This is a genomic window from Curtobacterium sp. MCSS17_005 (assembly GCF_003234225.2).
Taxonomy (GTDB): domain Bacteria; phylum Actinomycetota; class Actinomycetes; order Actinomycetales; family Microbacteriaceae; genus Curtobacterium; species Curtobacterium flaccumfaciens.
Window position 1 is genome coordinate 498,883 of record NZ_CP126258.1, and the last position, 11,552, is coordinate 510,434.

The following is an 11,552-nucleotide window of genomic DNA, read 5'->3' on the forward strand; positions in this document are numbered from 1 at the left end:
GCGCGAAACGACGAAACCAGGTTCCGGACACGGAACCACGCCGATGCGCGGTGCTGTGTCCGAAACCTGGTTCCGAGAGAGCCGACCCCGCCTAGCCCAGCAGCACGCTCCAACTGAACGCCTGCGGCCAGAGCTGGTGCTCCGGCAGCACGTCGAGCCCGCACGCCCGGCTGCCGAGCCCGTGCTGCGCGGCGTCGAGGTACAGGTACAGGTGGTCGGACGTCGGCAGCTCGTACGGGTGCTCGGCGCGGTCGATCTGCTGCGCGGTCCACGGCGACAGGGTGAACCCCGCACGGTGCGACCCGACCGTCGACACGGTGAACGGCCCGACGGACAGCTCCCGCAGGCCAGGCCGGTGCCCGGTCTCCTGCGGCCGCGAGTACTCCGCCCCGAGTGACCGCACCGGCGCGGTGAACCGGCCGACACGGGCAGCGTGCGACGAGTCGGCGTACGACTCCAGCGGTCCGGTCCCGAACCAGGTCGCGTCCCCATCCGCCAGCGATGCCGGCAGGTCGAACCGCACCCCGATCCGCGGCCACGTGACGTCCCAGGCACCGAACGGCACGGCGTCGGTCTGCAGCACGAGCCCGTCGGACGTCAGGGTCCAGCGGTGCGTGACCTCGAGGCCCCACCCGCTGTTCGCCGCCGCGACGCGCACCCGCTGCTCCAGACCGGAGTCGGTCCGCGACACCGACACCAGCCGGTGCGTCAGCCGGTCCAGCCCTCGGTCGCGCCAGCGCGTCGCCGACGGGGGAGCGGTCGGGTCGCCGACCCCGTGCGTGAGCACCGGGTCCGCGGTCTCGTAGCCGCCCTGTGACGCCAGGCTGTCGTTGTCCGTCGGTGCACGCCAGAGTTCCAGACGGGGCCCGGCGACCTCGTGGCCCTTCCACGACACCAGGTCGCCGCGGGCGTTGAAGATGCCGTCACCCAGGTGGTCGCCGTCCCACCCCTGCCGGGAGGCCCGTGGTGCGTCCGCCGCGCGCGCCGCGACGAGCCGCTGGGTGCGTGCGAGGACGTGGCCGGTGTCCGCCCACGCGGTCGGCCCCGCCAGTTCCACGGTCAGGTCGAACCAGAGTTCGTCGCCGGGTGCGAGTTCGGACGTGGCCGCCTCGAGCACCTCGGAGGGCACCGGGACCGTCGCCGACTCCCGGGCGGCGACGATGCCCGTGGACAGGCGCCCCGAGGCCTCGACGACGCCGTTCCGCGACAGGGTCCAGCACAGCCGGAGCCCGGCGGTCGAGGCCGAGTGGTACCGGTTCTCGACCAGCACCGTGGTGTCCGAGACCGCGAGCCGGATCGGAGCCACGACGGCGGCGAACTCGGCGAGCCCCGGCGTCGGGGTGTCGTCGGGCAGCACCAGGCCGTCCATCACGAAGTCGCCGTCGTGCACGACCTCGCCGAAGTCCCCGCCGTAGGCGTAGTAGTCCTCGCCCGTCGGCGTCTTCGCGAGCAGGCCGTGGTCCCGCCACTCCCACACGAACCCGCCGTGCAGCCGTGGGTACCGGTCGACCAGGGCCTCGTACTCGGCGATCTGCCCGGGGCCGTTGCCCATCGCGTGCACGTACTCGCAGTGGATGAAGGGCTTCGACCGCTGCCGTGCGGCCTCGGCCGGGCCGCAGCCGAGCAGGGGCGTCGGGGTGCCGCCGCCGATTGACTCGGTCTCCTGCAGCGTCGGGTACATCCGCGAGTAGACGTCGGTGTACTCGCCCGTGTAGTCACCCTCGTAGTGCACGGGGCGCTCGGCGTCGCGGTCGTGCACCCACTGCGACATCGCCGCGAGGTTCCGACCGGTGCCGGACTCGTTGCCGAGCGACCACATCACGATCGACGCGTGGTTCTTGTCGCGCTCGACGGTGCGGGCGATGCGGTCGAGGTAGGCCTCGGCCCACGCCGGGTCGTCGGAGGGGTTGCCGACCCAGTCGGTGAACAGGAACCCGTGGGTCTCCAGGTCGCACTCCAGGATCACCCAGAACCCGAGCTCGTCGGCCAGGTCGAGCACGCGGGGGTGCGGCGGGTAGTGCGAGGTGCGGATGGCGTTGACGTTGTTCCGCTTCATCAGCGCCATGTCGGCGCGGGCGTGCTCCTCGTCGAACACCCGGCCGCGCACGGGGTGGGTCTCGTGCCGGTTCACGCCGTGGAACACCACGCGCTCGCCGTTCACCAGGAACCGGTCGCCGACGATCGACACGGTGCGGAACCCGAGCCGGAGCGAGACGGTCTCGCCACCGGCGCCACCGGCGGCACCGCCCGAGCCGCCCGAGCCGCCCGCCGCGGAACCGGTCGACAGCGTCGCGTCGTACAGCTTCGGTAGCTCGGCACTCCACGGCTCGACACCCTCGACCTCGATCGGCGCGACGTCGTCCGCCGTGGCCCAGGTCACGTCGACGCCCAGGTCGGGCACCGCGAACCGCACCGGGAACACCGCGTCGAGCGTCGGGAACGTGATCGTGCCGGTCCCCGTCTCCGGCCGTCCCGACGCCGCGGTGCCGGACGAGGCAGCCGTGCCGAGCGTCGCCCGCCAACCGGCGCGCACGAACGCGTCGTCGATCGGCGCCGTGGGTCGGGCGAGCAGGGTGACGTCGCGGAAGATGCCGGGCAGCCACCACTGGTCCTGGTCCTCCAGGTAGGACGCCGCCGACCACTGGTGCACCCGGACCGCGAGCTCGTTCGCCCCCGGGCGCACCAGTTCGGTGACGTCGAACTCGGTCGCCAGGCGCGAGCCCGTCGACCACCCCACGAGCGTCCCGTTCAGCCACACCCGGAAGTGCGACTCGACCCCGTCGAACCGCAGCAGCACCCGGCCGGCACCGTCGAACGACGACGGCAGCTCGAACGTGCGGCGGTGGTCACCGGTCGGGTTCTCCTCCGGCGGGTGCGGCGGGTCGATCGGGAACGGGTACTGCAGGTTCGTGTAGCTCGGAGCGCCGTGCCCGTGCAGCACCCAGTGCGACGGCACCGGGAGCTCGCCCCAGGCCGGGTCGTCGTCCTCCCCACCCTCGGTCGCGAAGTCCTCGGAGACCGAGGCGACGGGCGACCACCGGAACCGCCAGTCCCCGTTCAGCGACAGGGACGGGGCGTCGGTGTGCAGCCAGGCACGGGGTGCCAGCCTCGAGTCGGAGCCGGGTGCGGTGGACGAGAGTGCGGAGTGGGTCAACCCTTGACCGATCCTTCCGTGAGGCCTCCACGCCAGAAGCGCTGGAGGACGATGATGGCGATGACGAGCGGGATGACCGAGACGAGCACCCCGCCGGTGGTGAGCTGGTAGAACTCCGGCAGGCGGTCGACCTGCGAGCGCCAGTTGTTCAGACCCAGTGTTATCGGGTACAGCTTCTGGTCTGCCAGCATGATGAGCGGCAGGAAGAAGTTGTTCCAGATCCCGACCACCTGAAACAGGAACACGGTGACGAGCGCCGGGGTCATCTGCCGGAGCACCACGGTGTGGAAGATCCGCAGTTCACCGGCACCGTCGATGCGTGCCTGTTCGAGCAGGGTGGTGTCCACCGACGCGGCGGCGTACACCCGGCACAGGAACAGCCCGAACGGCGACACCAGGCTCGGGATGAGCACGCTCCAGTACGTGTCCGTCAGGCCCATCGACGAGAACAGCAGGAACAGCGGCAGTGCCGTCGCGGTCCCGGGCACGAGTACGCCGCCGAGGATCGTGCCGAACACGAACTGGCGCCCCCGGAAGTCGTACTTCGCCAGCGCGTACCCGCCGGCCGCGGCGAAGTAGGTGGCCAGGACCGCACCGACGCCGGAGTACAGGACGCTGTTCGCGATCCACCGGACGAAGATGCCGCCGTCGTAGGTGAACACCTGCTGCAGGTTGCTCCACAGCGCGAACTCGCCGCCGAACCAGAACCCGGGGGTGGAGAACAGTGCCCCCGTGGTCTTCGTCGCGGCGATGATCACCCAGTAGAGCGGGACGAGGAAGTACAGCGCGGCGATGACGAGGATCCCCGTCACGACGATCTGCGAGCGCGGCGACCGGTCGAGCTTCCGTCGCTGGTGCGCCGAGATCGACGTGGTGTCGACCGGGACGGAGGTCTTCGCCGTGGCTGGCGCTTCGATGGCTTCGCTGGTCATGCGTCGGCCCCCTTCGTTCCGTTCTGCAGACCGGACCTGGCCTGGAGGCCCGGTGCGGCTTGGGAAGTACCGTTGCTGCCCGCCGCAGCGCGCGTCCGGAGCGCGGTGCGGGCCTCCCGGCCGTCGCGCCGTGCGCGCTTGCGCCGGTCGCGTTCGTCCTTGGGTGGCCGGTTCGTCAGCGCGAGGAACGCGAACGACAGGATGAACGCGGCCAGGGCGATGATGACCGCCTGCGCACTCGCGACGCCGTACTCGTTGAACGCGAACGCGTTCGTGTAGGCGGCGTAGTTCGGCGTGTACTCGGTGTCGATCGCCGGGGCCACGGTCGACAGGATCTGCGGCTCCGCGAAGAGCTGCAGGGTGCCGATGATCGAGAACACCGTCGTGAGCACCAGGGCCGGCGCGATGAGCGGGATCTGGATCCGCCACGCGACCTGGAACGCGTTCGCACCGTCGACCTTGGCGGCCTCGTAGACCTCGCCGGGGATGGACTTCAGCTGCGCCACGATGATGAGCATGTTGTAGCCGGTGTAGGTCCACGTGACGATGTTCGCGATCGACCACAGCACACTGTTGGCGCCGAGGAAGTCCGGCTGCAGCCCCATCGACTGCAGCAGCGACACGATCGGCGACAGGCCGGGCACGTACAGGAACGACCACAGGATCGTGGCGATGACGCCGGGGACGCCGTACGGCATGAAGTAGAGCGCCCGGAAGAAGCCCGGCCAGCGGGCGCTCGCCGACTCGAGCAGCAGCGCGAGGATCGTGCAGGCGATGATCATCACCGGGACCTGGACGATGCCGAACAGCAGCATGCGGCCGATCGAGGCGACGAACCCGCTGTCCTGCAGGGCGATCGCGTAGTTGTCGAACCCGGCGAACCGGCCGACGACGCCGTCCTCGCCGAACAGACCCTCGCGGTCGACGGTGGTGAACGACTGGAACAGGGCGCTGATGATCGGGATGACGAACGTCAGCATGAACAGGGCCAGGAACGGGGCGAGCAGGATCCACGGAGCACGCTTCTGCGCGCTCGTGGCCTTCGTGCTCGTGCGGAACGCGGGGGTGCCGTCGGCCGGTCGACCGGTGGACCGTGGGGTGGTGGTCTGCTGGGTCATCGTGCCGTCCTGACGCTGAGGCCCTTGTCCTTGAAGGACTGGACGATCTCCCGCTGTGCGAGCTCCACGGCGTCACTGAGCTTCAGGCCCGAGGTGAGCTTGCGGCGGAACTGGTTCTGCAGGGACGTGAAGGCCGACTGGGTCACCGGGGACCACGACCACTCGACGTTCTGCTCCTGGGACGCCGGCACGAAGACCTCTTCGTTGTAGTTCTGGCCGGAGAACCACTTCGACGGCTTCTCGCGCTGCGCCCCGATGTAGTCGACCGCGGGCGACCAGCCGATGCCGCAGTACTTGATCATCGCGTCGATGCCCTCCTTCGAGGTGGTCATCCACGTGATGAACTCGAGCGCCTCCTTCGGGTGCTTCGCGTTCGCCAGCACCGCGGCCGTTGAACCGCCGATGGCGCTCGAGCCGAAGCCGTCGGCGCCCCACTTCTGCATCGGGGCGACCTTCCACTTGCCCTCGCCGCCCTGCACCGACTCGATCAGGGCGTCACCCCAGCTCGCGCTGGTGACCGCGGCGATCTTGCCGCTCGCGGCCGCGGCGTACCACCCGGGGGAGTACGCGCCGGCACTCGTGTCGACGAGCTTGTCGTCGATCACGCCGTCGAAGAAGTCCGCGACCATCAGGGTCTTGTCGTCGGTCATGTCGACGACCCACTCGTCGCCGTCGACCTTGAACCAGCGCGCGCCGGCCTGCTGTGCGTACGCGGCGAACGGTGAGGCGTCGGCGACCGGGAACACCTCGAGGTAGTTCTGCTTCCCGGTGCTCCGGACCTTCTCGGCCAGGTCACGCCACTCGTCCCACGTCGTCGGGGGTTCGCCGCCGGCCTGCTCCAGGAGCGCGGTCTGGTAGTAGAACCCCATCGGGCCGGTGTCCTGCGGGATGCCGTAGATGCCGTCGACGAACGACACCTGCGCCCACGCGGCCTCGTCGTACTCCGACTCGAAGTCCTTCGCGCCGTACCGGGCCAGGTCGACCAGGCCGTTGGCGAGCATGAACTCGGGGATCTGCCGGAGCTCGACCTGCCCGATGTCCGGGCCGCCGCCGGCCGCGAGCGCGGAGTACATCTTCTGGTACCCGCCGCTGTTGCCGCCGGGGATCCAGTTCGCCGACACCTGGATGTTCGGATGTGTCTTGTTCCAGACGTCGCAGACCTTCTGCAGGTCCTTGAGCCAGGCCCAGTAGGTGAGCTGGACGGTCTCACCCGAGGCCGCGGCGGGCACGAGGGCCGCCTTGTTGACGTTGTTCGAGCCCGGGACCGCACAGCCGGCGAGGAGTCCCGCCGCCGCGGTGCCGAGGCCGAAGCCCAACAGGTGTCGTCTCGTGATGGGTCGTGGTCGTGGCGCCATTGCCGCACTCCGTTCGTCGTTGATCGGGGTTGTCCACACCCAACCACAGAACCGAACGCCGTTGTGGTTTCGTGACCGTACCGACACTGCGCGTTCCCGCGCACCTTGGAACGGCCCCAGGCCCGGGCGCGGACCGTGGGTCACAGAGCAGACACCGACGCCCCGGGCGGCGAAGGCCGCCGGTGGCACGACCGGGAGGAGAAGCGATGACCGAACGCGGGAACACCACCCATCGCCCCGAACTCGACGAGCAGCTCGCGCACGAGGCGCAGAGCATCGTCGAGGGGCACGGCAGCAACGCCCACGTCGAGGAGTTCCGGCAGTCCGAGCCGGTCCCCGACGACACCGACGACCCGGAGACCCTCGCCGCGTCGGGCTACGACGGCGAGCTCGAGGGCGAGCTGCAGGACGACACCACCGACGTGCTCCCCGAGGACGACGCCGACCGTGCCGACCCGTTGCCCACCGGCGAGGGCGACGGAGCCGACGCGACCGTGTACCGCACCGAGACCGGGGAGGGCAGCGCCGATGGCTCTGACGCAGAATGACGCCCCGCACCTGCAGTCCGGGATCGCCGAACGCCTGAAGCGCGGGGGAACGTGGACGTGGGCCTACGTCGACGCGTCCGGTGACCGTGAGGACCCGCAGCACCTCGCCGCCCTGCAGCGCCGGAAGGCCGAGGACGTGCTGCGGTCGGCCGGGGCGGACGCCGAGGTCATCGACACGGTGATGGCCGAGCTCGAGGAGACTCCCGGGGTGCCGGCGCCGGTCAGCCGGTACGTGCTCGTGCACGACGGCGAACTCGTGCTCAGCGAGGTCCTGCCCGGGGCGATGCACGCCCCGACGTCGATCGGCCACGACCCCGTGCCCGACCTGCTGCCGCTCCTGGCACACCGGCCCCTCGACCTGCCGTTCCTGATCGTCGAGGTCGGTCGCGAGGGCGGTGGCTACCGCGCCTACCGCCTGGGCCACGCCGACGTGCCGGACCGGCGCGACGAGCAGCGCGTGCAGGGCCGCACCGACACGCTCCACAAGTTCCAGGGCGGCGGCTGGTCGCACCTGCGGTGGCAGCACCACACCGAGGAGATCTGGCGCGACAACCAGAACGAGGTCGCCACGGCCGTCGACGAGGCGTTCCGGCGGCTGCAGCCGAAGCTCATCGTGGTCGCGGGGGACATCCGCGCACGGGGGCTCCTGCTCGACCAGTTGTCCACCGAGGCGCGCGCCGTCGTCTCCGAGGTCCCGGTCGACACCCGGGCGTCGGATGCGTCGGAGACCGCGCTCGTCGAGCACGTCGACATCGCGCTCGCGCGGGTCATCGCGACCCGCCGGCACGACTTCGAGGACCTGCTCCGCACCCACGTCGGTCGCGGGGACAACCAGACGGTCGCCGGCCTCGGTTCCGTCGTCGAGGCGCTGCAGCAGGCGCAGGCCTCGGTCGTCGCGATCGACGCCGCCGCGATCGGCGACCGCACCCTACTCGCGCTGGGAGCGGTGCCGTGGATCGCCACGGCACCCGAGCAGGCGGCGGGCGCACCGGTCATCGGACCGGTCCCGGCCGTGTGCGCGATCGTCCGGGCGGTCGCCCTCACCGACGCGGAACTGCTGCTCGTGAACGCCGCGTCGCTGCCCAACGGTGCGCCCGCCGCGGCGTTGCTGCGGTGGCCGGTGGGACCGGCGGTGCCGGCCGCCTGAGCGGTGACCGGACGACGGACGGGAGGCCCGGTGCCAGCTGGTACCGGGCCTCCCGTCCGTCTCGGCGCGATCCTGCGGGCCGCCACGACGGCCGCGTATAGCGTCCCGGCCATGACCGACGACCGCCGACGTGAGCTCGGCACCAGTGACGCACCCGTGGAGGACGAACTCGCGGAGTCCTTCGACGCGACCATCGAGGAGGGCGCGGAGCGGCTGCAACGGACGACCCGGGCCGTCCTCGTCACGGGGTTCTTCGGCGGCCTCGAGGTCGGTCTCGGGGTGATGGCGTACCTCGGCGTGCTCACCGAGACCGACAGCCACCTGCTCGCCGGGCTGGCCTTCGGCATCGGCTTCATCGCGCTGCACCTGGCGCACAGCGAACTCTTCACCGAGAACTTCCTGATGCCGGTCGCGGCCGTGGTCGCCCGCGAGGGGACCGTCCTGCAGCTCGTGCGACTGTGGGGCGGCACCCTCGTGGCGAACCTGGCCGGGGGATGGGTGTTCATGTGGCTCGTCGTCCAGGCGTTCCCGCAGTGGCACGCCACGCTCTCGGAGTCGGCGCACCACTACGTCGACGCGCCGTTCGGACTGCAGAGCATCGTGCTGGCGGTCCTGGGTGGCAGCACCATCACCCTGATGACGCGGATGCAGCAGGGCACCGACTCGGACCCCGCGAAGCTCGTCGCCGCCGTCGCCGGAGGCTTCCTGCTCGCCGGGCTGCAGCTCTTCCACTCGATCCTCGACTCGCTGCTCGTCTTCGGGGCGATCCAGTCGGGCGCGGACATCACCTACGGGCAGTGGCTCGGCTGGTTCGGGTACACGCTGCTGTTCAACGTCCTCGGTGGGCTGGTGCTCGTGACGGCACTGCGGTTGCTCCGGACGAAGGAGCTCATGCAGGACCGCCGACGGGACTCCCAGGACGACCCCGAGCGCGCGGACCACGAACAGGGCTGACGAGCGCGCCGCGGCCAAGGCTGACGGCGTCGTTCGCGGTCAGTCGTGCGAACGGTCGCGTCGGGGCACCAGCGGGACCGCGAGCAGCGGGAGCACCGCCACGATGCCGAACGACGCCGCGAAGCCGAGCGCACCGACCAGGGCGCCGATGCCCGGACCGACGGCGCTCGCCGCGATGAACTGCCCGGTGTTCTGCGCCCCGAGTGCCCGGCCCGACCAGAACGGTCCCGCCGCCTCGGCGACCGACGTGTAGGCCAGCCCGTTGTCGGCGACCGTCACGCTCGTCGCGAGCACCAAGAACACCGCAGCCCCGGCCAGGTGCGTCGCGTCGACGACCGCGAGCACCGCCATCACCACCGCGGCGCTCACCGCGACGATCCGGAGGGGTCCGACCCGCGACCCGGCCCGGTCGCTCCAGCCACCGACCAGGATCCGGCCGATCGCCCCGACGAACTGCGCGGCGCCGACCAGCAGCCCGGCCGCCGGTGTCGACCAGCCGAGGCCCACGAGCCAGACGAGCCCGTACGTCGACAGGGTGAACTGCGGCACCACGAGCAGGACCGACACCGCGTGCACCCGCCACAGGAACCCGCTCGAGCGGTAGGGGTTCGCGGTCGCCGCCGTCGGCACCGTTGCCCGGGCAGGGCGTGGCGGGTCGGTGATCCCGATCGCGCAGCAGACGGCGAGCACCGCGCACAGCACGATCGGCAGGACCAGGGCCGCGCGGATCCCGGAGCCCTCGGCGAGCTGCGGCACCGTGACCGCCGCGAGCGTCACCCCGAGCGGCTGCGACATCTGCCGGATGCCCATCGCGAGTCCCCGGCGCTCCTTCGGGAACCACCCCACCACGACCCGACCGCTCGCGGCGTTCGTCGAGGCACTCGTCATCCCGCCGGCCAGGAACGCCAACCCGAGCAGCACCGGGTCGCCCGCGGCCAGCCAGGCGGCGACCACGGCCAGCGTGGTGAGCACGAGTCCGCCGGCGATGACGACGCGCTCGCCGAACCGGTCGGTGATCGCGCCCCAGGCGATGAGCGTCAGGACCATGCCGAAGGTCGGGGCGGCGGCGAGGACCCCGGCGACCGGCAGGGAGGTGCCGCGGCTGAGCAGGTGGGGGATGAGGAGCGCCGGCGCGGACACGACGAGCGTCCCCGCCGCCTGGGCCGCGACCCCGAGGGCGAGCATCGTCCAGGCGCGGGCGGAGACCGGCGGCGTCGTGGAGGATCGCTGCGGGGCGTCGGTCGTGCGCATGGGTCGTGTCGGCCGTTTCGTCGTCGTTCCATCGCGGAACGGATTGGTATACCAGAACGGTATACCATTCCCGCCGTCGCGCCGCTAGGCTTGTCCGCCGTGACCGACACGACCGACGCCGCGCCCGTGTCGCAGACGGCCCAGCTCTACGACAACCTGCGCGCAGCCATCCTGACCCTCGACATCGCACCGGGGGAGCGCATCTCGGAGCGGGGGCTCGAGGCACGGTTCCACGCCTCGCGCACGCCGGTCCGCGCCGCACTGTCGCGGCTCGAGCGCGAGGGGCTCATCCTGCACGAGGGTCGTTCGTGGACGGTCACCCCGATCGACCTCGACGAGATCGCCTCGCTCGCCGAACTCCGCGGCATCCTCGAGCCCGCTGCCGTTCGGTTGGCCGTCCAGCGTGCCACCCCCGAGCAGCTGGCGGAGGTCCGCGGGCACCTCGACGCGCTCCAGCCCACCCCCGACCAGCAGGCCGGCATCCGCATGGGGTCGACATTCCACCTCGACCTCGCCGCGCTCGGGGGCAACCGGTTCGTCACCGACGCCATCGCCGACGCCCTGACGCGGCTCGAGCGCACTCGTTGGATCGAGGTCCGCACGCCCGAGGCGCGCGACGCCGCATGGGACGAACACAGCGCCATCATCGACGCCGTGCGCGACGGCGACGCCGACCGCGCAGCGGAACTCGTGGCCGCCCACGTCGCCGGCACGAACGACCGGTTGCTCAGCTGGATCGCGCAGGAGCGCCGACGCCTGCGCGGGGCGGGCATGACGATCGTGGGCGCGACCGAGCGCTGAGTGCCCGCGGACGTGAGCGGTCTGCGGGCGCCTGCCCGGGCCTCCTGGCCGTGTCCGGGGGGAGGCCGGGCGCGAGCCGCTAGCGCAGGTCCGTCGTCTCCTGCGGCGCGTCGAGGTCGTCGAACGTGCGGATCGAATCCGTGCGTTCGAGCAGCGCGTCGCGCACCTCGGCCTCGTCGTGGCTCGCGCGGAGTGCGAGCTTGCTCCCGGAACGTGTCGACTGTGACATGTCGTGTCCTTCCCCTGCGTGTGGGCAACCTGATCGGTGCGGGCACGCGGCCCGCTGGTGCAC

The 11,552-nt window shown here is 71.3% G+C and carries 10 protein-coding genes; 4 read left to right on the plus strand and 6 right to left on the minus strand.

The features are described 5' to 3' along the window. Positions 1–91: 91 nt before the first annotated feature. From DEJ20_RS02570 to DEJ20_RS02585, 4 genes are read right to left on the minus strand one after another with little or no spacing between them, the layout of a single operon-like run. Positions 92–3,154: a glycoside hydrolase family 2 TIM barrel-domain containing protein gene (locus DEJ20_RS02570; protein WP_111234804.1), complete on the minus strand. Its 3,063-nt coding sequence runs from the start codon at positions 3,152–3,154 to the stop codon at positions 92–94. Beyond that, the gene (locus DEJ20_RS02575) at positions 3,151–4,071 is read right to left on the minus strand and encodes a carbohydrate ABC transporter permease (protein WP_502866601.1); all 921 of its coding nucleotides are present in this window, start codon (positions 4,069–4,071) and stop codon (positions 3,151–3,153) included. Before DEJ20_RS02575 ends, DEJ20_RS02570 begins: the two co-directional genes overlap by 4 nt. Positions 4,072–4,082: 11 nt before the next feature. Then, entirely contained in the window at positions 4,083–5,204 is a 1,122-nt protein-coding gene (locus tag DEJ20_RS02580) for a carbohydrate ABC transporter permease (protein WP_111234806.1), read from the minus strand. Then, positions 5,201–6,559: an extracellular solute-binding protein gene (locus tag DEJ20_RS02585; RefSeq protein WP_111234807.1), complete on the minus strand. Its 1,359-nt coding sequence runs from the start codon at positions 6,557–6,559 to the stop codon at positions 5,201–5,203. Before DEJ20_RS02585 ends, DEJ20_RS02580 begins: the two co-directional genes overlap by 4 nt. A gap of 206 nt (positions 6,560–6,765) precedes the next feature. Here DEJ20_RS02585 and DEJ20_RS02590 point away from each other — a divergent pair, with 206 nt between their 5' ends. From DEJ20_RS02590 to DEJ20_RS02600, 3 genes are all read left to right on the plus strand, one after another. After that, positions 6,766–7,107: a hypothetical protein gene (locus DEJ20_RS02590; RefSeq protein WP_111234808.1), complete on the plus strand. Its 342-nt coding sequence runs from the start codon at positions 6,766–6,768 to the stop codon at positions 7,105–7,107. After that, complete coding sequence (locus tag DEJ20_RS02595; protein ID WP_110858720.1) at positions 7,088–8,254, plus strand: baeRF2 domain-containing protein; 1,167 nt, start codon at positions 7,088–7,090, stop codon at positions 8,252–8,254. The genes DEJ20_RS02590 and DEJ20_RS02595 overlap by 20 nt, the downstream gene beginning before the upstream one ends. Positions 8,255–8,365: 111 nt before the next feature. Beyond that, positions 8,366–9,208, plus strand: a complete 843-nt coding sequence (locus DEJ20_RS02600) for a formate/nitrite transporter family protein (protein ID WP_111234810.1) — start codon at positions 8,366–8,368, stop codon at positions 9,206–9,208. Between the two features lie 39 nt (positions 9,209–9,247). Here DEJ20_RS02600 and DEJ20_RS02605 read toward each other — a convergent pair whose 3' ends face one another. Beyond that, the gene (locus DEJ20_RS02605) at positions 9,248–10,459 is read right to left on the minus strand and encodes an MFS transporter (RefSeq protein WP_111234811.1); all 1,212 of its coding nucleotides are present in this window, start codon (positions 10,457–10,459) and stop codon (positions 9,248–9,250) included. A 99-nt stretch (positions 10,460–10,558) separates the two neighbouring features. Here DEJ20_RS02605 and DEJ20_RS02610 point away from each other — a divergent pair, with 99 nt between their 5' ends. After that, positions 10,559–11,260, plus strand: coding sequence for a GntR family transcriptional regulator (locus tag DEJ20_RS02610; protein WP_231564062.1), 702 nt, complete (start codon positions 10,559–10,561; stop codon positions 11,258–11,260). A 79-nt stretch (positions 11,261–11,339) separates the two neighbouring features. Here DEJ20_RS02610 and DEJ20_RS02615 read toward each other — a convergent pair whose 3' ends face one another. Next, positions 11,340–11,489, minus strand: coding sequence for a hypothetical protein (locus tag DEJ20_RS02615; RefSeq protein WP_155896754.1), 150 nt, complete (start codon positions 11,487–11,489; stop codon positions 11,340–11,342). Positions 11,490–11,552: the final 63 nt, after the last annotated feature.